Consider the following 24728-nt stretch of genomic DNA (forward strand, 5'->3'; position numbering starts at 1 on the left):
AACGTGCCCTCCCGGTCGCGGGGCACGTCCAGGGTGACCTTGCCGATCTCGGTGGTCACGGTCTTGCAGGACGTGCCATTACGGGAGTTCCCCCGGTTCCGCCCGGCCGGGTCGTGCTTGTCATAGCCCAGGTGCTCGGCCATCTCGACCTCCAACGCCGACTGCAACACCTGCCGGGTCAACGCGGTCAACAACCCGCCCTCCCCGGTCAACTCGATGCCCTGCACCCGGGCGGCCTGCACCAGCTGCTCGGCCAACTCGGCCACCTGCCCCGCATCCGCCCGGACAGCCACCACCTCGCCACCGGCCGCGGCGACCTCCTTGTTCGACATGTCAGTGAGACTCCTTCCGGCCCGACCCACAGGTCAAGACCCTCAGCCAGCCCCACTTACACAAAGTTTCGGACAGACCCGCCGTTGTTGGCGGGGGTCTGACATTTCTGCCCCGGAGTGGGTGTTGAACGAGTCGCGGGTGTAGAAGCTCAGCAGGATCTTGTTGTCGGGGCGGACGTAGGCGTCGATGACAGTCAGCGGTGCCCGCACCCTCACGCGAGATCGCGTACACCGTCTGCAGAGACTCGACGAATGCGAACTCGTCGAACGCCGGCATGCCCTGCTGAGGGGTGACCCAGCGCAAGATCGACGGGGATCGCAGCTATCTTGCGCGGCGTGCCCACGCGCCACACCACCGACATCGGTTCCTTGGCGACAGCGGCTGCCAGGAGCAGGGACGCCAGGTACGCCTCGCCCTCGGGCTCGAAGTACGCGTCGGGCCGCCCGTCTTCAGTCGACACCGAAGCGTTGAGCAGCGCGGCCAGCTCGTCGGCTCGCTCGACCACGTCAGCGACCGATCCGGTCGAGGTACTCGGCCAGGTCTCCCGACTCGCCGTCGCGGCCGCCGCGGCCGACGACCAGCGGCGGGGGCGCGGGTTCGACGCGTACACCGGCCAGCCGCTCCCTGAGCCCGCCGGGCACAGAGAGGTTGTAGTAGCCGCCGTCGGTGCCGATGGCGAGCAGCTCGTTGCGGCGCAGGTACCAGCCCTCGAGCCCCGTGCGTACGCGATGTCCGCCGGGCAGTGTCGCCCGCAGCGGCACGGGCGCGATGCCCTCGGCCTCGGCGCGGGCGAGGAACGCGTCGATCAGCTCCTGCGCGCGGGCCGCCTCGGCCGCACGCGCCCGTTCCAGCGCCGCCGCCTGCTCCCGTGCGCGTTCGCGCCGGTCGTCCATCACGCCTCCTGCCGGTCGAGGCTGAAGCGTACGCGCGTTCCCGGGCGGGCCTGCGCGAGCCGGTCGACGTCGGCGTCCACGACGACCGCGATCACCGGGTAGCCGCCGGTGGTCGGGTGGTCGGCCAGGAACACCAGCGGCTGCCCGTCGCGCGGCACCTGCACCGCCCCGCGGACGATGCCCTCGCTGGCGAGCTCGTCGGCCCGGGCGCGTTCCAGCGGCTCCCCGGCCAGGCGTACGCCGACCCGGTCGCCCTGCGCCGTCGTCTCCCACACCGAGTGCAGGAACGACTCGCGCGCCCGCTGCGTGAACCAGTCGTCGCGCGGGCCCCACACCACCCGCAGGGTGAGCTCGCCGTCGCGGTGGACAACCATCGACGCGTCGCCGCGCGGGATGGGCGTGGCGGGCGGCTCCCCGACCGGGAGCACGTCGCCAGCGGCCACCCTCGGCGGGCCCACCCCCGTGGTCGGGTCGGTCGACCGCGAGCCCAGCACAGGCGCCACGTCGATGCCGCCGCGGACGGCCAGATAGGTACGCAGCCCCTGCTCGGGCACGCCGAGCGCCAGCAGCTGCCCGGTCTGCATGCGGAACGGGGCAAGCAGCGCCTGCGGGACCCCATCGAGCGTGACGGGGGTGGGCGCCCCGGTGAGGGCGACGGTCAGCTCGCGGGTGCCGCGTACGCGCAGCCCACCCATCAGCACCTCGAGCGTGGCGAGGTCTTCGGGGTTGCCGACGAGGCGGTTCGCCAACGCGTGCGCGCGGCGGTCGAGCGCGCCCGACGGCGAGATGCCCAGGTGACCATAGCCGTGGCGGCCCAGGTCTTCGACCAGCACCAGCGGGCCGACGGCGTCGACGGCGAGGCTCATGGCGTCACCTCCACGAAGCGGATCCGCGCGCCGGGCACGAGCAGCGCCGGCGGTTCGCGGTCGACGTCCCACAGGACGGCGTCGGTGGTGCCGATGAGCTGCCAGCCGCCGGGCGAGGCCTGCGGGTAGAGCCCGGTCCAGTCGCCGGCGAGCGCGACCGACCCGGCGGGGATGCGCGTACGCGGGGTGTCGCGGCGCGGCACCGTCAGGCCGCCCCGCTCGCCCGAGAGGTAGCCGAAGCCCGGCATGAACCCGGCGAACTCGACGGTCCACACCTGGCCGGTGTGGCGGGCGACCACCTCGTCCCGGTCGATGCCCACGTGGTCGGCGACCGCGGATAGGTCGTCGCCGTCGTAGACCACGGGGATCTCCACGACCTCGGCGTCGGCGTGCCCGCCGACGTCCACGGCGGACAGGTCCACGGCACGCAGCGCGTCGGCGACGGCCGCCCGCCGCTGGGGGCCGTCGAGCTTGACCAGCACCGTCACCGCGGCGGGGACGTGCTCGACCACGCCGGGGACGGGCGTACGCCTGAGCGCGGCGTCCAGCCGTCGCCGCTCGTCGGCGTCGGCCAGCTCGACCAGGATCGCCCGGTCGCCGCACGGGCGCAGGATCACGAGAAGGCCTCCACCGCCACGCCGGCCATCTCGAGGGCGTACCGCACGCGGGCAGCCATCTCGACCGCGCCGGGCGAGTCGCCGTGCACGCACAGCGAGTCGGCCTCGATCGCGACGCGGGAGCCGTCGACGGCCTCGAGCGAGCCGGTGGTGACGAGCTCCACCATGCGGGCGGCGATGGCGTCGGGATCGTGGAGGACGGCTCCCTCGAGACGCCGGGAGACGAGCGTTCCGTCGGCGTTGTACGCGCGATCGCAGAACGCCTCGCGCACCACGCGGATGCCGTGGGCGGCGGCCTGGTCGAGCACGACCGCACCGGGCAGTCCCAGCAGGGCCAGCGGTCGCGTGGCGCGCTCGTTGAAGTCGGCGATGGCGCGCACGACCGCGTCGGCCTGGGCCTCGTGGTGGACGATGGCGTTGTAGAGCGCGCCGTGGGGCTTCACGTAGCCGACCTGGGTGCCGACCGTGCGGGCGACCCCGTCGATGGCCGCGAGCTGGTAGAGCACGTCGGCGTGCAGCTGGCGCGGGTCGACGTCGATGAACGAGCGCCCGAACCCGGCGAGGTCGCGGTAGGCGACGTGCGCGCCGACGCGTACGCCGTGCTCGGCGGCCAGCCGGCAGGTCCGCAGCAGCACCGTCGGGTCACCGGCGTGGAAGCCGCAGGCGATGTTGGCCGAGGAGACGACGCCGAGGAGCGCCTCGTCGTCGCCCATGCGCCACGAGCCGAACGACTCGCCCATGTCGCTGTTGAGGTCGATGACTGCCATGAACCGATTGTTCAACAATGTTCGCGGTTTGGGGAGGCGTCTCGCGACATCCGGTGCGACGATGGGGGCATGGCTCAGCAGGCCTCGGCGGCCGCCAACGTCGCCGACACCATCCGACGCCAGATCCTGGCCGGCCACCTCGCCCCCGGCACCCGCCTCGACGAGGTGAGCCTCGTCGGCGTGCACGGGGTCAGCCGCAACACGCTGCGCGAGGCATTTCGGCTCCTGGCCCACGACCGGCTCGTCGAGCACCAACCCCACCGCGGTGTGTTCGTCCGCACGATCGGCGCCGCGGAGGCCCACGACCTCTACCGAGTACGCCGCCTCGTCGCCGTCGGCGTGGTCCGGGCCGCCGCCGAACGGAGCGCCGAGGAGCGCGCGCCCGCGCTGGCCCGCATGGAGGACGCGGTGACCGCTGCCGAGCTCGCCAGCACCGCGGGCGACTGGGCGACCGTTGGCACGTGCAACGCCGAGTTCCACCTCGCGCTGGTGTCGATCGGCGCCAACCGGGTCGCTGACCGGCTCATGGGGACCGTCATCGCCGAGCTGCGGCTGGTGTTCCTGTCCGCCGACACCGCCGCGCACGTCCACCCGCGCTACGTCGAGGGCAACCGCAGCCTCCTGGAGCTGGCGCGCACGGGTGACCTCGCCCGCACCGCCGACGCACTCGACCTCTATCTGCGCGACGCCGAGGACCATGTGCTCGCGACCCTCAACGAGGCGTGATTCCTGCAGTTCCCGTGACATCTGAACCGCTCGCGCGGCAAGGTTGGCCCATGAGCCTCGACGACGTCCTCGGCCCGATCGCCGCCCAGATGCGTGACCTCCCGCCCGAAGCCGCCGGTGCGGTCGCCCGCATCACTGCCCAGCGCGCCATGACCGGTTTATCCGCGTACGCGTTCGACGCTCAGGGCGCCCCGATCCGGGACGCGTGGTACGACGTCGACACCGACCCCGTCAGTCGCGTGCTGCTCGACGACGGGCTCGAGACCATCAACGTCGAGGTGGTCCGCACCGGCGACGCGTGGAACGCGTTCGTCTGCACGTCGCCGCAGATCTCGGGCTCGCCCGGCCTGACCCGCCGCGTACGGGACGTCGAGCTGCCGTTCACCGCTCCCGTGCCGGGCCCCGAACTGAACCCCGCCCAGATGCAGGCGCTGCAGGCTGCCTGGCAGCAGCACCGTGGCGCGTACGTGGCTGCCGCCCCTGCGACCGAGGCCGAGATCGCCGAGCTCGAGTCCGCGCTCGGGTTCCCCGTGCCGCCCGCGCTGCGCCACCTGCTCGCACTGGCCAACGGCGCCAGGGTGAACGGCGACGTGACCGAGGAGTCCGCTCCTCCCGCCGGCTGGTGGGAGCTGCTGTCGACCACGGCCATCGCGCAGGAGTACGCGAGCTGGTCCGAGCTCGCGGGTAGCTCGATCTACGACGGGGTCGCCCAGGACGCCGGCATCGCCGATGTCGCCCAGCTGCGCCTGCTCCACCCGGGTTGGGTCCCGTTCGCCTCCGACGGCGGCGGCAACTGCCTCGGCATCGACCTGGCCCCGGGACCGCGCGGGATCCTCGGCCAGGTGCTCGAGTTCGGTCGTGATCTGACCGACGGCCCGGTGCTGGTCGCCCCGTCGATCACCGACTGGTTCATCGGCCGTCGCGTCGAGGGCACGTTCCCCGACGAGGCCTTCCACGACCTGCGCGAGTCTGGCGGTGACGTGCCCCCGGCCGACCCGTCGACCGAGAAGCTGCGCGTCTTCGGCGGCACGATCTCCGCCGGGGTTCTCGCGCCGCCGCGGCTGAAGTCGGTCCTCCTGCGTGGCGGTCGCATCGACCTCGCCGGCGTACGCGGCGCCCCGGTGCTCGCCGAGCTGCGCCTCATCGAGCAGGCAGATCTGGACCTGTCCCCGCTCGCCGGCCACCCGTCGCTGCGCCTGATCACCCTCGAGAAGGTCGCGCCCGATGCCGTACGCGGTCTCGAGGCCCTCGCGTCGCTGCCGCGCCTGGAGTCCGTGTCGGCGCCGACCGAGCTCGCCGCCCGCCTGGTTCCGCTGCTGAAGGACCATCCGACGCTGTGCCAGGTGAAGCTGAACGACGTGCGCCCGCTGGGCTACCAGCTGTCGATCCTCGACGGGCTCGACCAGCCTGGCGGACCGGCACTCGCGCCCACGTGCCGTGCTCTGTCCGGTGACGTGCCCGAGTTGACCCCACCGGGCGAGGACGAGGACGACGAGCTCGGCCTCGATGACGAGGACGACACCGATGGCGCGGATGGCACCGCCGACGCGGAGAGCACCGACGCACCCGCCGTGACCGGCTCGACCGACGCCGCCGGGACGAGCGAGAACCCCGGTGCCGCGCCTGTCGCGTTCGCGGGTGCCACGCAGCACGACGACAGGCCTGAGGGCGACGACGGGTCGCGGGGCGGCCTCGATGCCGCGAAGGGGGCCGCCGCCGCGGGTCTCGCCGCCGCCGCGGGGGTGGCCGCCAAGATCACCGACAGTCTGTCCTCGAGGTCCGACGACGAACGGGCCGACCGCGACCAGCAGGCCGCTGCCGAGTCCGAGGGCATGGTCCAGCCGCCCGCCGCCGTCGACGAGCCGGCCCAGCCCCAGCCGACCCGATCCGCGGAGCCCGTCTCGCTCGACCTGGACGACGTGCCCCGCGCGCCTTCGCAGCCCGGCGTGCCGCAGCGCGCGCAGGTGTCCGGACCGGACTCGTACGCGGAACAGGCCGCCGCGGTGCCGCCCCCGACGAACGACTCGCCGCTGCCAGAGCTGGAGGACCGCCTGTCGACGATGCTCGACGCGGTGGTCGACATGTGGAAGACGGGCGTGGAGGGCCAGATGTATCAAGGCCCGCGTCCGACGCCGGCCCAGATCGAGCAATACGCCGACAGGCTGCCCGCCACGCTGCTGCACCTGTGGGACCGCGTCGGCTTCTCCGGCTTCGATTCGGGCCGCTTCTGGCTGGTCGACCCGGCCGATTGGGCCGATCCGGCCAACGAGTGGACCGAGGGTCTGGAGCTGCCGTGGGACGAGGAGCGGTGGATCCCGTTCATGCGTACCGCGTTCGGTGAGATGCACCTCTACGGCCCGACGGCGAAGGCCGTGCTGAAGATCAAGCCGCTGCTGCTCGAGCTGGGTGGGGTGGACGCCGAGAACCACCGCGACGAGAACGAGTTCATGCTCGCCAACCTGATCTCCTACCAGCCGGAGGCGTTCGAGCTCGACGACGTGTCCGGCCAGCCGCTGTTCCCCCAGCTCGTGCGTCGCTTCGGCCCGCTGCAGCCCGACATGATGTACACGTTCCTGCCCGCGCCCGTCCTCGGAGGTCCGCTCGAGGTCGACCGCGCGGCGGTCGAGCGGGCCGTCGTGCACGTGCTGGTGCTGCGCGCCATGGCGGGGTGAGTCACCTAGCCTGAGGTGATGCACTGGACCGCGCTGATCCTCTCCGCCCTCTTCGAGGCCGTCTGGGCGACCGCCCTGGCGGCCTCGAACGGTCTCCGCAGGCCCGTACCCACCCTGGTCTTCCTCGCCGCGCAGGTGGTGTCGATGGCGGGGCTGGCTTACGCGATGACGGCGATCCCGGCGGGCACGGCGTACGCGGTGTGGGTCGGCATCGGTGCCGTGGCGACCCTGGCGGTGCAGGTCGCTCGCGGGGCCGAACGGCTCACCGCGCTGCGGGCCGGGCTCATCCTCGGTCTGGTGGCGTGCGTGGCCGGGCTGAAGGTCGTCGCATGAAGGCTTGGGGCGTGCTGCTGGTCTCGGGCCTGCTGGAGGCCGTGTGGGCCACGGCGCTCGCCGAGTCGCAGGGCTTCTCGCGCCCGGTGCCGGTGGTGGTGTTCCTCGTGGCCGCCGTGCTGTCGATGGTCGGCCTGGCCCGCGCCATGCGGCACATCCCCGTGGGGACGGCGTACGCGGTGTGGACCGGCATCGGCGCGGTCACGACGGCCGCGTACGCGATGGCCACCGGCGCCGAAACGGCGACCGGCACGAAGGTCGCGCTCCTGGCGGGGATCATCGGCTGCGTCGTCGGCCTCCAGCTGACGGAACGGCCCGATCGGACGGACGACTCGGGCATGCGGACCAGTTGGTAGACGCAGCCCCCGCCCCGTTGTAGCGAGGGTAACGCCCGGCCGCCAGACCCGCATCGTCCGCGGTCAGCGCGTAGCGTGGCACGCGTGATGACCCTGATGTGGGGCGCCGTCGCGGCGTCCTCCCTGCTCGTGGGCGCCGTTCTGGCGACCCTGCGCCGATGGCACATGGGCACGATCGGCCTCGTGCTCGCCTTCGGCGCCGGCGCCCTGATCGCGTCCGTGTCCTTCGAGCTCGCGGAGGCGGGCGTGCAGGCGGCCGGGCCCGCCGCCGTCGGCATCGGGCTGACGCTCGGCGCGGCCGCCTACTTCCTCGGCGATCGTGCGGTGGAGCGCTCCGCCGCCAGGTCCGGCGGCTCGTCCTCGGGCGCGGCGCTGACCGTGGGTGCGCTGCTGGACGGCGTCCCCGAGCAGCTCGTGCTGGGCATCGGACTGGCCGCGGGCGAGGGCGTGTCCCTCGCGCTGCTCGTGGCGATCTTCATGTCCAACCTGCCCGAGTCAATCGCCGCCACGGCCGACTCCCTCGACGGCGGCAAGACGCGCCGCCACCTGCTGATCCAGTGGTCGCTCGTGACGGTGGTCTGCGCCCTGGCGACGTGGGGCGGCGGGCTGATCGCCGACATCGCCTCCCCCGCCCTGACCGGTGGCATCCAGGGGTTCGCGGCCGGTGCCCTGCTGGTCATGCTGATCGACACGATGATCCCCGAGGCCCGCGAGAAGGGCGGGGAGAAGGCCGGGCTGCTCACCGTGGTCGGCTTCGCACTCGGCGCGTTCCTGTCCCTGGTGGTGTGACCGCACAGGGCCAGTCCCACCTGACGATCCAGTGGCAGGCCCCGGCGAACACGCCGGTCGGCGACGTCGGCATCATCTAACGCCGCGAAGGACGGGCTCGGCCGCATCAACAGTTCACCGGCACGAGCGCCACGTTCGGCGTCCGGTGACCGTTCGATCGCATCGACTAGCCTGACCGCGTGGATTTCGTACGCGGGCTGAGGCAGTTGTGGCGCCATCGGCTGTTCCGCAAGCTCGTCGCGGTACGCATCGCGACGCAGGGCTCCGACGGGATCCTGCAGGTCGGCATGGCGGCGTACGTGTTCTTCTCGCCGCAGAAGCAGCCTGACGCCTGGTCGATCGCGATGGTGCTCGCGGTGACGCTGCTGCCGTTCTCGGTCATCGGCCCGTTCGTGTCACTGACGCTCGACCGGTTCTCACGCCGCCAGGTGGCGGTCACGACCGATGCCGTACGCGTGGGCATCTGCCTGATGCTGGCGTGGCTGGTGCTCGACCCGCAGATGGGGTCGAACCTGTGTAAGACGGGCCTGTTCTACACGGGTGTGCTCGTCGCAATGAGCCTGAACCGCTACCTGCTGGCGGGCCTGTCGGCGGCGCTGGTCCACACGGTCGAGGACGACGAATACCTGATGGCGAGCTCGGTCATGCCCACGATCGGCCCGGCGGGCGTGATGCTCGGCGCCGGCGTGGCGAGCGCGATCCGGCTCCTGGCGACACCGTTCATGCCGACCTACCGCGCCGACGCAATCGTCTTCCTCGTCGCCGCCGCCGGGTTCGCCCTCACCGTGCTGCTGTCGCTGCGGATCGGTCGTTGGCAGCTCGGCCCCGACCTCACGTCGGAGGAGGCTCGCACCACCCCCGCCGGCGAGGTCGTCAAGGGTCTCGTGCATGCCGTCGAACACCTGCGCGAGCGCCGCCCCGCCGGCATCGGACTGACCGTCATCGCCCTGCAGCGCATCGCCGTCGGCATGACCCAGGTCGCGTGCATGCTGCTGTTCCGCAACTGGTTCCACCCCGTCGACGACGTTGCGGCCGCCATGAAGGACCTCGGCGTGTGGGCCGGCGCCACCGGTGCGGGCTACCTCGCCTCCGCCGCCCTCGTGCCCACGCTGGCGCGCCGTCTCGGCGTACGCCACACCATCCTCGTCGTGCTGCTCGGTGCGGGGCTGTTCCAGCTCGCGCCCGGCTCGATCTTCTCGATGTGGACGCTGGTCGCCAGCGGTTTCCTGCTGGGCCTGATGTCGCAGTCGCTGAAGATCTGCGTCGATTCCCTCGTCCAGGCCCACGTCGACGACGACTTCAAGGGCCGCGTGTTCACCATCTACGACATGATCTTCAACGCGTGCTTCGTGCTCGCCGCCGTCATCGTCGCGCTGACGTTCCCGCTCGACGGTCACACCCTCGGCGGCTTCATCGCCATGGGCGTCGGTTTCTGGGCCATCGCGGGGCTCTTCTGGTGGCGCAGCGCCCGCGTCGGCTCCGCGGTGTTCGACCGCGGCACCGACCTCGTCGAGGCCTGACGCCGCCCGCTCCACGTGGCGTGAATCCCATAATGGGATTCGATCGGGTATCATTGGTCCATGACGACACAGATTGCAGTGCGACTCCCCGACGAACTCGTCTCCTTCCTGGACCGGAGCGTCGCTGACGGCCTGGTCTCGAGCCGTGCGGCATTGGTGAGCCGGGCGATTGAGCGTGAGATGCGGCGCCAGGCCGCGCTGACCGATTCCATGATCCTTGCCGCCCAAGGCACTCAGGACGATCTTGACGACCTGGTCGCATGGACCACCTCCAACGCGCCGTTCGAGGACTGACGTGCGTGAGATCTGCCTGGCCAAACTCGACAAGACGCGGCCCGTGCTCGTCCTCACCCGTGAAGCTGCACGGGGGGCGATGACCAAGGTGACGGTTGCGCCCATCACGTCGACCATCAAGGGACTGTCGAGCGAGGTGCCGCTGGACGCCCGCAACGGGGTCGACCATGCCTGTGCCGTGTCCCTCGACAACGTCATGACGATCCCGCGATCGCTGCTCGGGCGCATGATCGGCTTCCTGCGACCCGATCAGGAGCGCGATCTGGCCGTGGCGATGGTCCTCGCGTACGACCTGGAGATCTCCATCCTCGAAGACTGATCAACGCGGCGATGTGCGACGCTTCGCCGCGCCACCTGGAGGTGCACCGCACCGTGCGGGACCGTTGCGTGCTCGGATCAGGGCAGGTCGAGCCAGGAGCCCTTCTTCTCGCCCGGGCGCTCGTCGCGCGGCGGCGCGACCGGCAGGTCGGTCGTCGGGCCGTCGGCCGTGGGCAGCCAACGGGGATCGTCGTGGGAGATGTCGGGAGACGTACGCGGAGGCATGGCCGCGGCCTGCGGCTGGACAGGGGTCTGGTCGGCGTGCGGCTGGAACGCGGGACGCTGCCCCGGCTGGCCCGACTGCGCCTGGCCGGGCTGTTGACCCGGCTGGAGGCGGGGCTGGCCATCCGTCTGCGGGCCCTGATGGGACGGGGCGGACTGCTGGGACGGGACCGACGGCTGTCCCGAGGCCTGCGACTGCTGCGCGGGCTGGCGGTTCTGCGGGGCGAACGCGCGTACCTCGTCGTTGGTCGGCTGCGCGGGCGAGGCCTGCGACTGCGCCGACTGCGGCTGCTGGCCCTGCTGGGTCTGCGAGGGGGACGCCCCGGACTGCGCCTGCGCGCCCTGCTCCATCGTCGGCCACTGCTGCGGCGCTGGCGGGCGGGCGGCGATGACGGTCGACTGCGGCGTCGCGCCGGGCTCACCACCGGGGATGGGGGCGACGACGACAGCGGTGCCGTAGGCGCAGACCTCGATCGAGCTGCCGATCTCGACGGTGTCGAACTTCAGGCCGACGACGGCGTTCGCGCCGCGCGCCTGGCACTCGCGCCAGGCCTCATCGATCGCCTCGTGACGCGACTCCTTCGCCACGCGGGACAGCTCGTCACGGTCGCCTCCGCCCCCGAAGGACCGGAGGCCGCCGTCACCGCGGCGGATGGACGTACCGATGACGGTTCCCAGGACGGCCTCGACCCGGTGACCGGGCACGCCGTTGCTCGTGACGATCAGCATGGCGGACAGTATTCCCGCCGCACGGGTCGTATGTGAGTCACTTTCGGGAATTACCGGCCATACCCGGGTACGCACCCCGCGCGGGCCGCGTACCCACGGCCGTGGCGATCGCGCCGACAACGCCGAGGCCGGTGCTGAGCGCGAGCAGAGCGGGGACGCCACCGAGGTCGAGCACCGCACCGCCGAGCAGCGCGGCGACGACGTTGCCGACGGTCATGGTGACGGCCGCGGCGGCCTGGCCCTGGACGCGGTCACGCGGCCCGAAGAGCTGGTCGACGTAGTACACGCTCGCGGGCACGACGACGGCGAACGAGACGGCCTGCAGCAGGCCCGTGGCAAGGAACAGCGTCAGGTTCGGCGCGAGCAGCGCGGCGAGCGACTTCACCAGCATCATCACCGCGGCAACGCGCAGCAGCGTCCCCGCCCTCCAGCGGGCGAGCAGCAGGCCGAACGCCAGCATCGGCACGACTTCCGCCGCCGCGCCCAGGGCGAGTGCGAGGCCGAGGTGCGAGGCGTTGCCGCCGTGGTGGGACGTCAACTGGAACGTGAACGACGTGATCGTCGAGTGGGCGGCGTACGCGCCGGTCAGACCGACCAGCAGCGCCCAGAAACGGAGTCGCGCGGCGGGGTCGAGCGCATCGGCGGCCGCGGCCGGATCGGTGTCGATGCGCAGCGCCGCGGTGTCGTCCTCCGTCGGCACCGCGAACGTCAGCGCGGCCACGAGCAGCAGCGCGCACGCGACCAGCGCCAGCAGCGGGACCGTCCCCGGCCCCGTCGCGGCCACGAGTACGCCGCCGCCGAGCGCCACCACGGCGAACGACGCCGACCCGACACCGCGTGCCGGGCCGTAGCGGACGGGTACGCCGGCGTGGGTTGCGGCCATGCCGACGGCGTTGACCAGAGGCAGGACGGCCTGCACCAGGGCGAGCAGCAGCGCGTACAGCACGGCACGCACCAGACCGGGGCTGGGCAGCAGCAGCGCGACCGCGGCCGCAGCCGCGCCGACGACGAGGCCGCCGAGCCAGAACCGCAGCGGGAACCGCGACCGGGCGGCGGCGCGGGCGACGACGGGCTGCAGCAGCACCGAGGTCAGGCCGCCGGCGGCCATGGTCGCGCCGACCATGGCGTTGGTGAGGCCGTGGGCGAGCAGGAACACGCTGGGGAAGACCAGCGCGACGGCGAACAGGGCCCAGTAGGCCGCCTGCAGCGCGAAGTAGCGCAGGTTGGGTGCCCGCACTGGGTGGTCGGTGGCGGGCCTCAGCGGCGCGCCCACCACTCCTTCAGCATCTCGGTGGCGCGCTCCTCGCCGAGCGGGCCGTGGTCCATGCGCTGCTCCAGCAGGAACTTGTACGCCTGGCCGACCTCGCGGCCCGGCCGGATGCCGAGGATCGCCATGATCTGGTCGCCGTTGAGGTCGGGGCGGATGGCCTCGAGCTCCTCCTGTTCCTGCAACACGGCAATGCGGTGCTCGAGGTCGTCGTACGCGCGGCGCAGCCGCGTGGCCTTGCGCTGGTTGCGGGTCGTGCAGTCGGCGCGGGTCAGGATGTGGAGGCGTTCGAGCTGGTCGCCGGCGTCGCGGACATAGCGGCGTACGGCCGAGTCGGTCCAGGAGCGCTCAGGGTCCTGGAGGCCGTCGCCGTAGCCATGGAAGCGCAGGTGGAGCTCGACGAGCTTCGCAACCGCCTTGGTCTCGTCGGCGCTGAACCGCAGCGCCTGCAGGCGCTTCTTGACCATCTTGGCGCCGACGACGTCGTGGTGGTGGAACGAGACCTTGCCGCCGGCCTCGAACTTGCGGGTCGGGGGCTTGCCGATGTCGTGGAGCAGCGCGGCGAGGCGGCCGACGAGGTCGGGCTCGTGGCCGCGGGCACGCTCGAGGTCGATGGACTGCTCCAGCACGGTCAGCGAGTGCTGGAAGACGTCCTTGTGGCGGTGGTGCTCGTCGCTCTCCAGACGCAGCGCCGGCAGCTCGGGCAGCACGCGGTCGGCGATGCCGGTCGCGACCAGCAGGTTGAGGCCGGCGCGCGGTGCGGGGGTGAGCAGCGTCTTGGACAGCTCGTCGCGTACGCGCTCGGCGGAGATGATGTCGATGCGCTCGGCCATGTCGACCATGGCCCTGACCACGTCGGGCGTCGGCTCGAACTCGAGCTGGGACGCGAACCGCGCAGCGCGCATCATCCGCAGCGGGTCGTCGCTGAAAGACTGCTCGGGCGTGCCCGGCGTACGGATCACGCCAGCGGCCAGGTCGGCGAGCCCCCGGTAGGGGTCGACGAACTTCCGGTCGGGCAGCGAGATGGCCATGGCGTTGACGGTGAAGTCGCGGCGGACGAGGTCGTCGTCGATGGAGTCGCCGTACGCCACCTCGGGCTTGCGCGAGTCGGTGCGGTAGGTGTCGGCCCGGAACGTGGTGATCTCGATGACCCAGGCGTCCGACTGGCCGTCGGCGGGCACCTTCGCCCCGATCGTGCCGAACTCCTTGCCGATGTCCCAGACCGCGGAGCCGGGCACGCCATGGGTGAACTGTTTGAGCAGCCGCTCGATGTCGTCGGGGCGCGCCGAGGTGGTGAAGTCGAGGTCGTGGCCGAGGCGGCCCATGAGGGCGTCGCGTACCGAACCACCAACGAGGTAGAGCTCGAAACCCGCGTCGGTGAACAGCGCGCCCAGCCGGTCGACCACGGGCGCGATGCGCAACAGCTCGGCCACCGCGTTCGACTGGGCGGTGGACAATGACGTGGACGGGTTCGGCACGGTCGAGCAGTCTACGGGCTCGTACCGACCGACGCCGCTCCATTCCCTCGCGCGGCAGCGGAATGAATCAGACCACCGTGGCGCTGACCAGACGGTTGAGAAAGGATGGTGCCTTGCGCCCGATCTTCCGGATCCTCGGATTCGCCCGCGAACTGTGGCCCTACTACGTCTGCATCGTCGTCGCGTCGGTCCTCACCGCGGCGACGGGTCTGCTGACCCCGTTCATCATCAAGGCCGCCACCGACGAGGTCGTGGCCGCGCAGACCTCTGCGCGCCCCGGCGCGGTGACGGTCGTGCTGTGGCTGGCCGTGGCCCTGCTCGCGACGGACCTGACGAACACGCTGGTGACGAACTGGGGCGGCTACCTGGGCGACGTGATGGCGGCGCGGCTGCGCGCGATCCTGTCGACGCGCTACTACGAGAAGCTGCTGGCGCTGCCGCAGCGCTACTTCGACTCCGAGCTGACGGGCACGATCACCGGGCGCCTGAACCGGTCGATCAACGAGACGACCCACTTCCTGCAGGCCGCGTCGAACAACTTCTTCCCGATGCTGCTGACCACGTTCTCGGCGCTGGCGGTGTCGGCGTTCTACTCTCCGTGGCTCGCCGTGCTGCTGATCATCATCTTCCCGCTCTACACCTGGCTGACGGCGCTCACCACGAAGCGCTGGCAGCGCCTGGAGGCCGAGAAGAACAAGCAGGTCGACCTGGCTTCGGGCCGGTTCACCGAGGTCATCGGGCAGATCCGCGTGGTCAAGAGCTTCGTACGCGAGGTCGCCGAGCTCACCGTGTTCCGGGACCGCTTCGACCGCACCATCAGCACCACCCAGGTCCAGTCCCGCTGGTGGCACTGGATGGACGTCGCCCGTCGCGGCGCGCTCAACGCCATCTTCTTCGGCATCTACGCGATCATCTTCGTCCAGACCGTGCGCGGCGACTTCACCGTCGGCGTGATGGTGCTGCTCATCCAGCTCGTCGCGATGACGCGCCAGCCGGTGATGATGATGAGCTATCTGATCGACACGGGCCAGAAGGCCATCGCAGGCTCGAAGGACTTCTTCGAGGTCATGGAGCTCGAGGTGGACCGTACGCCGGCCCCGATCGACGAGGCCCCCGCCCCGCGACCCGCCGTCGGGCCCGGCGAGGACATGATCGTGTTCGACCACGCCACGTTCGGCTACGAGGAGGGCCACGACGTCATCTCCGACGTGACGTTCTCCGTACGCCGCGGCGAGCGCGTCGCGCTGGTCGGCGAGTCCGGCGGCGGCAAGACCACGCTGGTGAACCTGCTGCTCGGGCTCTACCCGCTCAAGAGCGGACGCGTGCTCGTCAACGGCCACGACATCACCGCCACCGATCCGGGCGTGCTGCGCCGCAACATCGGCGTGGTGTTCCAGGACCCGTCGCTGTTCTCCGGCACGATCCGTGAGAACCTCGCGTACGGTCGCCCGTCGGCCTCCGACGACGAGATCGTGGAGGCTGCGGAGAAGGCCAACGCCGCCCGGTTCATCAAGAATTTCGCCGACGGCTACGACGCGCTGATCGGCGAGCGCGGGCTCAAGCTGTCCGGCGGCCAGAAGCAGCGCATCGCCGTCGGCCGCGCCATCCTCAAGGACGCACCGATCCTCATCCTCGACGAGGCGACGTCGGCGCTCGACACGAAGTCGGAGCGCTGGGTCCAGGCCGGTCTGGACGCGCTCATGGCCGACCGCACGTCGATCATCATCGCCCATCGCCTGTCGACCATCTCGTCGGTCGACCGCATCGTCACGCTCAAGGACGGCCGCGTCGACGAGATCGGTACGCCGGACGAGCTGGCCCGCTCCGGCGGCATCTACGCCGAGCTCCTCCAGCTCCAGGCGTCCGCGACGAAGGCCGACCGCAAGCGCCTGGCCGCGTACGACATGGTCGGCTGACGCCGGGCTGACGCTGCCGGTCCGAAGCGGCGTACGCTGCGGCGTATGTCGGGCGCGACCATCTGGTTCACGGGCCTCTCCGGGGCGGGGAAGTCCACGCTGGCGCGTGCCGTCGCCGAACGGGCCCGTGCGCAGGGTCTCCCCGTCGAGGTGCTCGACGGCGACGAGCTGCGCACCGAGCTCCTGGGCGCCCGCGGGGTGTACGGCGAGGACGGGCTCGTGCCCAGGATCCCGCTTCCCGACGCTGACGTCCGCGCCTACCTCGCCCGCGCGCAGGGCCTGGCGCTGACCCGCCGGACCAGACTCAATATCGCTATATAGACTCGTGGGTCCACCCGCACCCGCCCACGAAGGAATGATGATGAGCGACCACTCGACCGACCCGAAGGACCTGGAGCAGCTGCGCAAGGTGATCGAGGGCGTGGACATCGCCATGGTGACCACCCACGACGCCGACGACCCCACCCGCCTGGTGAGCCGGCCGCTGTCGACCCAGACGACCGAGACCGACGGGGACGTGCTGTTTCTGACCCAGCGCAGCGGGTCCTTCGTGCGCGACATCACCCGCGACCCCCAGGTGAACGTGGCATACGCCGGCAAGGGGGTCTGGGTCTCGCTGGCCGGCCGCGCCCAGGTGGTCGAGGACCGCGCGCTCGTGGAGCAGTTCTGGAGCGCCGGTGCCGCCGCGTTCATGGAGGGCGGCCCCGAGAACCCCGACAACGTCGTGGTCCGCGTCGAGGGCGACACCGCCGAGCTCTGGGGCGGGCAGTCCAAGGTGGCCACCGCGGTCAAGATGGTCCGCGCCATGACCGGCAACCGCGACGACGACGGCACGAAGGTCATTGACCTGCCCTGAGGGCCACGCACACGCCCTCCCATCGCCGACGGGCGGGGAGGGCGTGTGGCAGTCTGGCGCCATGGCCACCATCTTCAGCAAGATCCTCGCCGGCGAGATCCCTGGACGCTTCGTCTGGCGCGATGACCGCGCCGCCGCGTTCCTCGACATCGAGCCGCTGACCCGCGGGCACGTCCTCGTCGTGCCCGTCGAGGAGGTCGACCACTGGCTCGACCTCGACGCCGACCTGCGCGACCACCTGTTCGCCGTCGCTCAGGAGATCGGCAAGGTCCAGAAGGAGGTCTTCGACTCGCCGCGCGTCGGCGTCGTCATCCAGGGCTTCGAGGTCCCCCACTGCCACGTGCACGTGTTTCCCGCCCACAAGATCTCCGACTTCGAGTTGTCGAACAAGCACGCCGTCGACGACGCCGACCTCGACGACGACGCGCGCCGCCTGCGCGAGGGCCTGCGCGCGGCCGGTCACGACACGGTCCCGGAGGACTGAGGGCCCTCGCTGCACTCGCTCGGAGAGGGTGGGGATCGGCCCGCCCGGAGAACGCGGCGCCTCCCGGCGTGCCGAATCATCCCCGATCTGCCGTCAGGAGCCGGATTCCCGGACCAGCCCGAGATCGAGGATGATTCAGCACGGTGCTCGCCCCGATCTCGCCCGGGAGCCGGGGCACAGCACCCGCACCAGAGCGTGGTGGACGCTCGGGACGCACGACGTCCTGCGCGGGCCCCATCAGTTCGCCGTGCCGACACCGAGGCGTCACCTGAAGCGGAAGCGCCCGTCAGGATCGGCCTCCTAGGCTCCTGAGCACACTGACCCGAACAGCAGGAGTCAACGTGCTCGCGTCACCCGACAACGGTGTGCCCGTCCTCACCTCCGACACCGCACGGCGACGCCGCCTGTGGATGCCCCTGTTCATCGCCGCCGTGGTCGGCGTGCTCGTGATGCTGCTGGTCGGCACCACGAGCACCGGCCCGATCGTGGGCTCCGGCTCCACGTTGGCCCAACCCCTCATCGAGCGCTCCGCCGTCAGCTACCGCTACGCGGCCAGCGCCGACAACCCCGCCCGGCCGCGCCAGACCGGCGGCGACTGGGTCCTCGACGGATCCGGCGTCGAGTACGAGCCGGTCGGCTCGATGGGCGGCATCATGCGGCTGTCCAACCCCGACGTCGACTTCGCCGTCTCCGACTACCCGCTGTCGGCCCAGGCCCTCGGCGAGCTGAAGGCCGTCCAGTTCCCCATCGCCATCGGCTCGGTGGCCCTCGCCCACAACCTCGACGTCGACATCCAGCTCGACGCCGCGACCACGGCGAAGGTCTTCCTCGGCACGATCCGCCGCTGGAACGACCCGGCCATCGCCCAGCTGAACCCCGGCGTACAGCTCCCCGACCTGGAGATCGCCCCGGTCCACCGCAGCGACGGCTCGGGCTCGACGTTCGGCCTCACCCGCTGGCTCGCCGCCAGCAGCCCCGAGTGGGCACAGGGCCCGGGTGCGGGTTCGCTCGTGAAGTGGCCCGACGGCGTCGGCACCGCCGCCGAGCGCTCGGGCGGCGTGCTGCGTGCGGTCGCCGACAAGAAGGGCGCGCTGACGTACGCCGAGCCCGGCCAGGCCCGCCGCGCCGGCCTCAAGGTCGTACGCATCGGCTCCGGCGACAGGGGTGCGCTTCCCGACACCGCCGGCATGCGCGCCGCGCTGTCCGGCATGGACTGGTCGGGCGACGGCCACTACGTCGACCTGCAGCCGCGGGCGGACGCGACCGCCGCGTACCCCATGACCGTCGCGATCTACGCGGTGGTCAGGCGCGACCACAAGGACCGCCGCCGCACCCTCGACTACCTGTCGTACGTCATCGAGAAGTACGACGCCTCCGCCGAAGAGCTCGGCTACCTGCCCCTCCCCCAGGAGGCGGCCACCGCGGTCCAGGCGTACTGGGCCAAGAACCTCGACGACAAGCGTTGAGCTGAAAGGGAATCATGGACATCGACATCTTCAAGGAGATCCTGGTCCCCGTGATCGGGGGTCTCGGCATCTTCCTCCTCGGCCTCGAATTCATGGACCGCGGCATCCAGGCCCTGTCGGTCAACAAGATGCGCGAGTGGCTCGCCAAGGCCGCCGGTACGCCGATCAAGGGCGTCGTCGCCGGCACCGTCATCACCGGCATCATCCAGTCGTCGACCGCCATGACCGTCATGACGGTCGGCCTGGTCAACGCGGGCGTGCTGTCGCTGCGCTCGGCGATCTCGGTGATCATGGGCGCCAACATCGGCACCACCCTCGGCAACGGCCTCATCGCCCTGCCGCTGGGCCCGATCGGCCTGCTGTTCGGCGGCATCTTCGCGATGGTCTACTGCTTCGCCAAGCCCGAGAAGGTACGCAACATCGCGCTCGCCGCCATGGGCTTCTCGCTGGTGTTCTACGGCCTCAACCTCATGACCGGTGGCCTCAAGCCGCTGAAGAACATGCCGGCCGTGATGAACGTCCTGTCGAACCTCGACTCGTCGACGATCATCGGCGTCATCTCGTGCGCGCTGATCGCCGCCCTCATCACCGCGATGATCCACTCGTCGTCGGCGACCATCGGCATCGTCATGGGCATGGGCGCCTCCGGCATCCTCGAGTGGCAGACCGCCATCGCCTTCGCGATCGGCGCCGACCTCGGCACCACGATCACCTCGTGGATCGCCTCGCTGAACCTGTCGAAGAACGCCAAGCGCACCGCGTACGCGCACATCGCCTTCAACTTCATCGGCGTGTGTGTCGTGCTGGCGCTGTTCTTCCCCGCGATCCAGGTGCTCAAGTGGGTCATGGGCTTCATGGGCGGCGACCCCGGCGTACCTGTCATGGTCGACGGCAAGGAGACGTTCCCGCTCGTGCCGCTGGCCGTGGGCATGTTCTCGATCTTCTTCAACATCTTCAACGTGCTGATCCTGTTCCCGTTCGTCGGCACCTTCGAGCGCTTCCTGTCGAAGGTCGGCCACACCGACGACGAGGACGAGGAGGACTACGCGCTGCCGAAGTTCCTCGACGAGAAGGAGCTCGACAACTTCGCCGTCGCGATCCCGGCGGTCCAGAAGGAGACCCACCGCTCGCTGGAGGCAGGCTCGATGTTCCTCGACATCGCCCGCGGCAAGGAGGGTGCGCCGAAGGACCCGCAGGAGCACTGGGAGGCCGTCGACTCGCTGTCGCGCGAGATCCGCGGCTACTCCGCCCGCCTGTTCCGCGACGGCCTGACGCGCGACCAGATGGACCTCGTCGCCAGCCTCATCGAGGAGGCCGACTTCACCGCGCAGCTCAACCAGGTGCTCGCACAGGTCGCGGGCCGCGTACGCCTGGACGAGTTCAGCCCCGCCGCCGACACGTTCCTCACCGAGGCGGTCGACCGTCTCGACCGCGCGCTCGAGACGAGCCTCGACCCCGACCGCGTCAAGGGCTCCCCGACGATCGGGTCGGGCCAGGGCGACTTCGAGGACATGCGCTGGCGCATCATCGACTCGTCCGAGCTGCCCGTCGGCGAGAAGGGCGCCATGCTGGCGATCCTCGGCTCGATCGAGCGTGCCGAGGGCCTCGTCGACCGCATCGCCGAGGAGCGTGCGTCGGTGAACCGCGCGCAGATCACCGAGCCGGCCGCGGCGGCGGAAGGCGTCACGCAGGCGGACGCCTGACCCTGCTCCCACGCGAACGGCGGACCGTCGGCCTGCGCCGACGGTCCGCCGTTCGTGCTGCGGGCGCGGGTCAGCGCCGCTGGAAGAGCCTGCCGCGCTGGAAGTGCTGCTCCCAGCCGTCTCGGGTCACGATCTCGTCGGTGGTCGGATAGCCCAGCCCGTTCTCGTACCGGTTGGCGGCGTACTGGTTCAGGAGCAGACCCCACACGGGGTGCGCACCGGTGGGCGGCGACCAGTACATCATCCCGCCCTGGAATCGCTGCCCGACTCCCCGCTCGATCAGCGGGAACTCGCCGGTGACGGGATAGCCGAGCGGGGAGTTCTCGTAGCCCACCTCTTGGAACTTCTGGATGATCGCACCCCAGACCGGGTTTGCCCCGGTCGAGGGGGACCAGTAGATCAACCCGCCTTGGAAGCGCTGTCCGCAGCCGCCGTCGCGCAGGCCGCAGAACTCGCCCCCGGTCGGGAAACCGAGCGGGGAGTTCTCGTAGCCCGTTCGCTGGTAGGCCTTCCCGATCTCGCCCCAGAGCACCTGGGCGCCCGTGCCCGGCGACCAGTAGATCATCCCGTTCTGGAACATCTGACCGCAGCCACCGTCGCGCAGGCCGCAGAACTCGTCTGTCGTCGGGTAACCGAGCGCGGAGCGCTCCCAGCCGAGCTGGCCCCACCTGTTCCCGATCTCGCCCCACACCGGATGGGAGCCCGAGGCGTGTGACCAGTACATCGTTCCGCGCTGGAACCGCTGGGCGCATCCGCCGTCACGGAGCCCGCAGAACTCCTCGGCGGTCGGGTAGCCGAGGCGACTCGCGTCAGCTCCCATTTCGACGTACTTCTGGCCCAGAGCGCCCCAGACAGGCTGCGCGCCGGTGTTCCTCGACCAGTACAGGCGTCCGCCCGCGAACCGCTGGGCGCAGCCCCAGTCGGTCAGGTTGCAGATGATGCGCGGCTCCGCTCGCAGGCTGTCACCTAGCGGGCTCGTCGCACCGCCCCGGCGTACCCACTCTTTCGAGAGCGCCAGCTCTGGTGTCGCCACGGTCGTGGGCGTCGCGGAGACCTGGACCCAGTCCACGAGCATCGTGGCGCGGTCCTTCGTCGTCTCGTCGAACGGGCCACCGAACTCGCCGCCGATCGCCACCCCCAGGCCGACGTGATGAGGGATGTCGGCGAGCCAGTCGCTGCCCATCTCGGAGCGCGTGACCTCGCTCATCAGCCGGTCGTCGAAGAAGAACTGGAGCGTCTCGGGTGTCCACTGGACCGAGTAGACGTGGAAGTCGTCTCCCAGCGGACGCAGGATCGGGTGGTTCCACGAGGCCGCGGTGCGACCCCTGCCGCTGACGTGGCTGCTGTAGTTGTTGATGTGGTCGCTCTGGCCCCTCATGATGGCGATCTCGTTGGGTCCGAAGCCGGAGCCGGAGCCGTAGTGGTACGCGCCCATCCAGAAGGAGGGCACGACGCCCTTGCCCTGGGGAACCTTGATGCGGGCCTCCATGCGCCCGTACGTGGTGGAGAAGTTGCCGTCGGTCATCAGACGGGCGGACGACCACCGCTTCTGGGGATCGACGGAGCTGGCATGGTCGTCGCCGAACGCGTAGGTCCGGCCCTCGGGCTCGTACTTCGCCTGGATGACGAGATGGCCGTTGCCGTCGATCCACGAGTTGTTGGTGGAGGTGGTGTAGAACTGCTTCTCACCGCTGCCCCAGCCATTCGTGCCACGCCCCATCTCGTACCGCCACAGCTCCGGATTCGGTACCGCGCCCGCCTCTCCGTAGAACTCGTCACGGAACGTCCCCGAACGCGGGACGGCCATGGCGCGGGGCGTGGGCGTCGCAGACGGCCCACCGCTCGCGCTTGCGGGAGTCGGAGTGGTGGCGGCCGACTGCCGGCTTCCCGGCGTGGCGGTGGGCGTGGGTGCGACGGTGGGCGTGGGTGTGGGTGTGGGTGTGACGGACGGTGTGGGCGCCGCACTGGCGACCGAGCCCATCGCGGGCAGCACGGACAGCGCCCCCAGGACGACCCCGGCGAGCACGCGCTGACGGAATGCAGTGGTCATGGTTCCCCTCATGTGACGACCGATGATGGTGCTCGGCCCCCCGAGCGCCACCAGTCCATCAACGGGATTCGGCGTTCTCCACGCCCGGGAGCACGCTGTGACGCAAAGGAGACCAAACCCTCGACCATTGGTCTGGAGTCGGCTGGCCGGCGTCCCGCGCAGTTGGGTGCCCGCGTACAGCTGGTCGTCCACGCCTACGTGAGCGGGCTGGCCCGCCCCCGCTGATCCGAACGGGAGGCTACGAGTTGAGCGCGAGGATCTCGCGGCGCTCGTCCTCGGTCAGGTCGCGGTGGGCCAGCACCTTCTGCAGCACCGAGGACTTCCGGGCGATGTAGGTGTCGATGTCCATGCCGGGCTCGGCGGCCAGCGCGGTCTTCACCGCGGCGTACTCGTCACTGGAACTGGCGCGCCCAGGCGGGATCGGCGGGAACCACGACCACACTCACAGGAGCATCCTCGCAGGTGGCCTCCCAGGAAGCAGAAAACCGTCCCCCGAGGTCGGAGGACGGTTTCGTCGGTGCGCCTAACTGGACTTGAACCAGTTAGGCGCCACGTCATCCCTGGGCTCGCCAAACACACTTTGACAAGGCTTTCCGCGCTCTGACTAGGGCGTTTAGTTGCTATCAGGCTAGACAGCAGTAGCGGCTCATCGGGCTCAACAGGCTAAAATAGCCTCGAAAGGTACCCCGATCGTACCCCGCATGTACCCCCCGAAAGCCCAGTGCTGACGCGGCCCACAGAAGGACGTTGCCATGGCAGCCAGCAAGCGAACCCCCAAGCGCCGATCCACCTTGGGCTCGATCCTCCCCCACCGTGACCACTACAAGGCCCGGTACACCCGCTATGGCCAGTGGCACACACCGGGCCACACCTTCAGTAGCTTCCAGATGGCAGACCAGTGGCTGGCCGCAGAGCAACTGCTCATCGACCGGGGCGAATGGACCCCGCCTGCCGAGCGCCGTGCAGCCGCCGCACGTGAGGCCACCGTCAATGAGGTCACCTTCGGCAGCTACTCCGAGCGCTGGATCAAGGAACGCCAGGTGCGGGGGCGAGCCCTGAAGGAACGCACCGCCGCTGACTACCGGGACATGCGCCGTCGGTACCTGGCTCGCTTCCTCGACGTGCCCGTGGTCGCCATCACCAAGCCTGACGTCGTGGCCTGGTACCACGCCATGGACGAGAACAAGCAGACCGCGCGCGCCCACGCCTACAGCCTGTTCCGCTCGATCATGGCCAGCGCCGTAGAAGACGGGCTGATCACCACCAACCCCGTGCACATCAGGGGTGCCGGCAGCCGCCCCCGCAAGGCAGACGTCGAGCTGTTCACCGCCGATGAGATCGGCCAGCTGGCTGACCTGATGCCACCCCGCCACCGAGCTACCGTCCTGCTGGCCGCCTGGTGCGGGCTGCGCTTCGGGGAACTCGCTGCCCTGCGACGCTCGGACCTGGAGCTGTCCACCGACGGGCCCTCACTGCTGCACGTCCGCCGGGGCGCGGTGAGGGCAGAGGGCAAGCAGTACGAGACGAGCCCCAAGTCCACTGCGGGCGAGCGGACCGTCGTCATTCCCCCGCACATCGTGGACGACCTGCGAGCCCACCTCCGTGACCACGCGCAGTGGGGCCAGGAGGGCCTGGTGTTCCCGCCCACGTCGGCCCGCACGGACTACCTCACGCCGGGGCAGCTGTACGGCACCCCTCCACGCATCGATCCTGCCTCCGGCAAGGTGCTGCGCACGGGTGCGGGGTACTACCTGGCTCGCCACGAACTGGGCCGCCCCGACCTCTCGTTCCACAAGCTGCGCCACTTCGCGGCGACCAACTACGCCGTGGCGGGAGCCACCACCAAGGAACTCATGTCGCTGATGGGTCACGCGGACCCGGACATCGCCATGAGGTACCAGCACGCCGCCCAGTCCCGGGCTACGGAGCTGGCTGCCAAGGTGTCCGCGCTAGCTTCCCTCGCTGCCACTGACGGCCTGTGAGGGCTGGGGCTGGCACTGCTGGGGCTCTCCGCACATGACATCTGCCACACTGCCCCTATGGGGTACATCGAAGTGGAGCTGCCGGACGGCT

At 70.6% G+C, this 24728-nt stretch carries 26 protein-coding genes; 15 read left to right on the forward strand and 11 right to left on the reverse strand.

Going from position 1 to position 24728, the window contains the following annotated elements; genetic code table 11:
- The 6 genes from ACYVGD_RS11345 to ACYVGD_RS11370 all read right to left on the reverse strand — a co-directional run.
- Positions 1-332, reverse strand: a 332-nt coding sequence (locus tag ACYVGD_RS11345; RefSeq protein ID WP_460743750.1) for a transposase, incomplete at its 3' end; no start/stop codon positions are given.
- A gap of 212 nt (positions 333-544) precedes the next feature.
- A complete protein-coding gene (locus ACYVGD_RS11350; RefSeq protein ID WP_460743752.1) occupies positions 545-838 on the reverse strand; it encodes a hypothetical protein in 294 nt (97 codons plus the stop codon).
- A gap of 1 nt (position 839) precedes the next feature.
- Positions 840-1226 (reverse strand): hypothetical protein, encoded by a 387-nt coding sequence (locus ACYVGD_RS11355; RefSeq protein ID WP_460743753.1) that lies wholly within the window; start codon positions 1224-1226, stop codon positions 840-842.
- Entirely contained in the window at positions 1226-2092 is an 867-nt protein-coding gene (locus ACYVGD_RS11360; RefSeq protein ID WP_460743754.1) for a 5-oxoprolinase subunit C family protein, read from the reverse strand. The genes ACYVGD_RS11355 and ACYVGD_RS11360 overlap by 1 nt, the downstream gene beginning before the upstream one ends.
- Positions 2089-2709 (reverse strand): 5-oxoprolinase subunit B family protein, encoded by a 621-nt coding sequence (locus ACYVGD_RS11365; RefSeq protein ID WP_460743755.1) that lies wholly within the window; start codon positions 2707-2709, stop codon positions 2089-2091. The genes ACYVGD_RS11360 and ACYVGD_RS11365 overlap by 4 nt, the downstream gene beginning before the upstream one ends.
- Positions 2706-3476, reverse strand: a complete 771-nt coding sequence (locus ACYVGD_RS11370) for a LamB/YcsF family protein (protein ID WP_460743757.1) — start codon at positions 3474-3476, stop codon at positions 2706-2708. Before ACYVGD_RS11370 ends, ACYVGD_RS11365 begins: the two co-directional genes overlap by 4 nt.
- Before the next feature lie 69 nt (positions 3477-3545).
- Between ACYVGD_RS11370 and ACYVGD_RS11375 the strand changes: the two genes are divergently transcribed.
- The 8 genes from ACYVGD_RS11375 to ACYVGD_RS11410 all read left to right on the forward strand — a co-directional run bounded on the left by ACYVGD_RS11375 (position 3546) and on the right by ACYVGD_RS11410 (position 10485).
- The gene (locus tag ACYVGD_RS11375) at positions 3546-4202 is read left to right on the forward strand and encodes a GntR family transcriptional regulator (RefSeq protein ID WP_460743758.1); all 657 of its coding nucleotides are present in this window, start codon (positions 3546-3548) and stop codon (positions 4200-4202) included.
- A gap of 50 nt (positions 4203-4252) precedes the next feature.
- Entirely contained in the window at positions 4253-6874 is a 2622-nt protein-coding gene (locus ACYVGD_RS11380; RefSeq protein ID WP_460743759.1) for an SMI1/KNR4 family protein, read from the forward strand.
- 18 nt (positions 6875-6892) lie between these two features.
- Positions 6893-7207, forward strand: coding sequence for a DMT family transporter (locus ACYVGD_RS11385; protein WP_460743760.1), 315 nt, complete (start codon positions 6893-6895; stop codon positions 7205-7207).
- Positions 7204-7563 (forward strand): DMT family transporter, encoded by a 360-nt coding sequence (locus ACYVGD_RS11390; RefSeq protein ID WP_460743761.1) that lies wholly within the window; start codon positions 7204-7206, stop codon positions 7561-7563. The genes ACYVGD_RS11385 and ACYVGD_RS11390 overlap by 4 nt, the downstream gene beginning before the upstream one ends.
- Positions 7564-7647: 84 nt before the next feature.
- Positions 7648-8352 carry a ZIP family metal transporter gene (locus ACYVGD_RS11395; RefSeq protein ID WP_460743762.1) on the forward strand — a complete coding sequence of 235 codons (705 nt, stop codon included), beginning with the start codon at positions 7648-7650 and terminating at the stop codon, positions 8350-8352.
- A 179-nt stretch (positions 8353-8531) separates the two neighbouring features.
- Positions 8532-9872, forward strand: coding sequence for an MFS transporter (locus ACYVGD_RS11400; protein WP_460743763.1), 1341 nt, complete (start codon positions 8532-8534; stop codon positions 9870-9872).
- A gap of 60 nt (positions 9873-9932) precedes the next feature.
- A complete protein-coding gene (locus ACYVGD_RS11405; RefSeq protein ID WP_460743764.1) occupies positions 9933-10166 on the forward strand; it encodes a ribbon-helix-helix domain-containing protein in 234 nt (77 codons plus the stop codon).
- 1 nt (position 10167) lies between these two features.
- Positions 10168-10485 (forward strand): type II toxin-antitoxin system PemK/MazF family toxin, encoded by a 318-nt coding sequence (locus tag ACYVGD_RS11410; RefSeq protein WP_460743765.1) that lies wholly within the window; start codon positions 10168-10170, stop codon positions 10483-10485.
- A 77-nt stretch (positions 10486-10562) separates the two neighbouring features.
- On the opposite strand, the gene ACYVGD_RS11415 is transcribed toward ACYVGD_RS11410, so the two are convergent.
- Genes ACYVGD_RS11415 through ACYVGD_RS11425 form a run of 3 tightly spaced genes read right to left on the reverse strand, consistent with a single transcriptional unit; the run spans position 10563 to position 14159 of the window.
- Entirely contained in the window at positions 10563-11435 is an 873-nt protein-coding gene (locus ACYVGD_RS11415; protein WP_460743766.1) for a YbjQ family protein, read from the reverse strand.
- A 37-nt stretch (positions 11436-11472) separates the two neighbouring features.
- A complete protein-coding gene (locus tag ACYVGD_RS11420; RefSeq protein WP_460743767.1) occupies positions 11473-12708 on the reverse strand; it encodes an MFS transporter in 1236 nt (411 codons plus the stop codon).
- A complete protein-coding gene (locus ACYVGD_RS11425; protein ID WP_460743838.1) occupies positions 12693-14159 on the reverse strand; it encodes a CCA tRNA nucleotidyltransferase in 1467 nt (488 codons plus the stop codon). The genes ACYVGD_RS11420 and ACYVGD_RS11425 overlap by 16 nt, the downstream gene beginning before the upstream one ends.
- Positions 14160-14293: 134 nt before the next feature.
- On the opposite strand from ACYVGD_RS11425, the gene ACYVGD_RS11430 reads away from it, so the two are divergent.
- The 6 genes from ACYVGD_RS11430 (at position 14294) to ACYVGD_RS11455 (ending at position 20605) form a co-directional block, all read left to right on the forward strand.
- Positions 14294-16096 carry an ABC transporter ATP-binding protein gene (locus tag ACYVGD_RS11430; protein ID WP_460743769.1) on the forward strand — a complete coding sequence of 601 codons (1803 nt, stop codon included), beginning with the start codon at positions 14294-14296 and terminating at the stop codon, positions 16094-16096.
- 45 nt (positions 16097-16141) lie between these two features.
- Positions 16142-16417 (forward strand): adenylyl-sulfate kinase, encoded by a 276-nt coding sequence (locus tag ACYVGD_RS11435; RefSeq protein WP_460743770.1) that lies wholly within the window; start codon positions 16142-16144, stop codon positions 16415-16417.
- Positions 16418-16457: 40 nt separating this feature from the next.
- The gene (locus ACYVGD_RS11440; protein WP_460743771.1) at positions 16458-16952 is read left to right on the forward strand and encodes a pyridoxamine 5'-phosphate oxidase family protein; all 495 of its coding nucleotides are present in this window, start codon (positions 16458-16460) and stop codon (positions 16950-16952) included.
- A gap of 61 nt (positions 16953-17013) precedes the next feature.
- On the forward strand, positions 17014-17436 hold the full coding sequence (locus ACYVGD_RS11445; protein ID WP_460743772.1) for an HIT family protein: 423 nt from the start codon (positions 17014-17016) through the stop codon (positions 17434-17436).
- Positions 17437-17777: 341 nt separating this feature from the next.
- Positions 17778-18902 (forward strand): phosphate ABC transporter substrate-binding protein PstS, encoded by a 1125-nt coding sequence (gene pstS / locus ACYVGD_RS11450; protein WP_460743773.1) that lies wholly within the window; start codon positions 17778-17780, stop codon positions 18900-18902.
- Between the two features lie 14 nt (positions 18903-18916).
- The gene (locus ACYVGD_RS11455) at positions 18917-20605 is read left to right on the forward strand and encodes a Na/Pi cotransporter family protein (protein WP_460743774.1); all 1689 of its coding nucleotides are present in this window, start codon (positions 18917-18919) and stop codon (positions 20603-20605) included.
- Positions 20606-20675: 70 nt separating this feature from the next.
- On the opposite strand, the gene ACYVGD_RS11460 is transcribed toward ACYVGD_RS11455, so the two are convergent.
- On the reverse strand, positions 20676-22655 hold the full coding sequence (locus ACYVGD_RS11460; RefSeq protein ID WP_460743775.1) for a family 16 glycosylhydrolase: 1980 nt from the start codon (positions 22653-22655) through the stop codon (positions 20676-20678).
- A gap of 238 nt (positions 22656-22893) precedes the next feature.
- Positions 22894-23097 carry a hypothetical protein gene (locus ACYVGD_RS11465; protein WP_460743776.1) on the reverse strand — a complete coding sequence of 68 codons (204 nt, stop codon included), beginning with the start codon at positions 23095-23097 and terminating at the stop codon, positions 22894-22896.
- Positions 23098-23407: 310 nt separating this feature from the next.
- Between ACYVGD_RS11465 and ACYVGD_RS11470 the strand changes: the two genes are divergently transcribed.
- The gene (locus tag ACYVGD_RS11470) at positions 23408-24637 is read left to right on the forward strand and encodes a tyrosine-type recombinase/integrase (RefSeq protein ID WP_460743777.1); all 1230 of its coding nucleotides are present in this window, start codon (positions 23408-23410) and stop codon (positions 24635-24637) included.
- The last annotated feature ends 91 nt before the right edge of the window (positions 24638-24728 follow it).

This window comes from Mariniluteicoccus endophyticus, assembly GCF_054780035.1.

Excerpts from the sequence above, each read along its gene's own strand:
- ACYVGD_RS11470 (WP_460743777.1), top strand. The coding sequence starts at position 23,408 with ATGGCAGCCAGCAAGCGAACCCCCAAGCGCCGATCCACCTTGGGCTCG.
- ACYVGD_RS11435 (WP_460743770.1), top strand. The coding sequence starts at position 16,142 with ATGTCGGGCGCGACCATCTGGTTCACGGGCCTCTCCGGGGCGGGGAAG.
- ACYVGD_RS11405 (WP_460743764.1), top strand. The coding sequence starts at position 9,933 with ATGACGACACAGATTGCAGTGCGACTCCCCGACGAACTCGTCTCCTTC.
- ACYVGD_RS11415 (WP_460743766.1), bottom strand. The coding sequence starts at position 11,435 with ATGCTGATCGTCACGAGCAACGGCGTGCCCGGTCACCGGGTCGAGGCC.
- ACYVGD_RS11445 (WP_460743772.1), top strand. The coding sequence starts at position 17,014 with ATGGCCACCATCTTCAGCAAGATCCTCGCCGGCGAGATCCCTGGACGC.
- ACYVGD_RS11360 (WP_460743754.1), bottom strand. The coding sequence starts at position 2,092 with ATGAGCCTCGCCGTCGACGCCGTCGGCCCGCTGGTGCTGGTCGAAGAC.
- ACYVGD_RS11460 (WP_460743775.1), bottom strand. The coding sequence starts at position 22,655 with ATGACCACTGCATTCCGTCAGCGCGTGCTCGCCGGGGTCGTCCTGGGG.
- ACYVGD_RS11380 (WP_460743759.1), top strand. The coding sequence starts at position 4,253 with ATGAGCCTCGACGACGTCCTCGGCCCGATCGCCGCCCAGATGCGTGAC.
- ACYVGD_RS11370 (WP_460743757.1), bottom strand. The coding sequence starts at position 3,476 with ATGGCAGTCATCGACCTCAACAGCGACATGGGCGAGTCGTTCGGCTCG.
- ACYVGD_RS11390 (WP_460743761.1), top strand. The coding sequence starts at position 7,204 with ATGAAGGCTTGGGGCGTGCTGCTGGTCTCGGGCCTGCTGGAGGCCGTG.
- ACYVGD_RS11440 (WP_460743771.1), top strand. The coding sequence starts at position 16,458 with ATGAGCGACCACTCGACCGACCCGAAGGACCTGGAGCAGCTGCGCAAG.
- ACYVGD_RS11455 (WP_460743774.1), top strand. The coding sequence starts at position 18,917 with ATGGACATCGACATCTTCAAGGAGATCCTGGTCCCCGTGATCGGGGGT.
- ACYVGD_RS11355 (WP_460743753.1), bottom strand. The coding sequence starts at position 1,226 with ATGGACGACCGGCGCGAACGCGCACGGGAGCAGGCGGCGGCGCTGGAA.
- ACYVGD_RS11375 (WP_460743758.1), top strand. The coding sequence starts at position 3,546 with ATGGCTCAGCAGGCCTCGGCGGCCGCCAACGTCGCCGACACCATCCGA.
- ACYVGD_RS11385 (WP_460743760.1), top strand. The coding sequence starts at position 6,893 with ATGCACTGGACCGCGCTGATCCTCTCCGCCCTCTTCGAGGCCGTCTGG.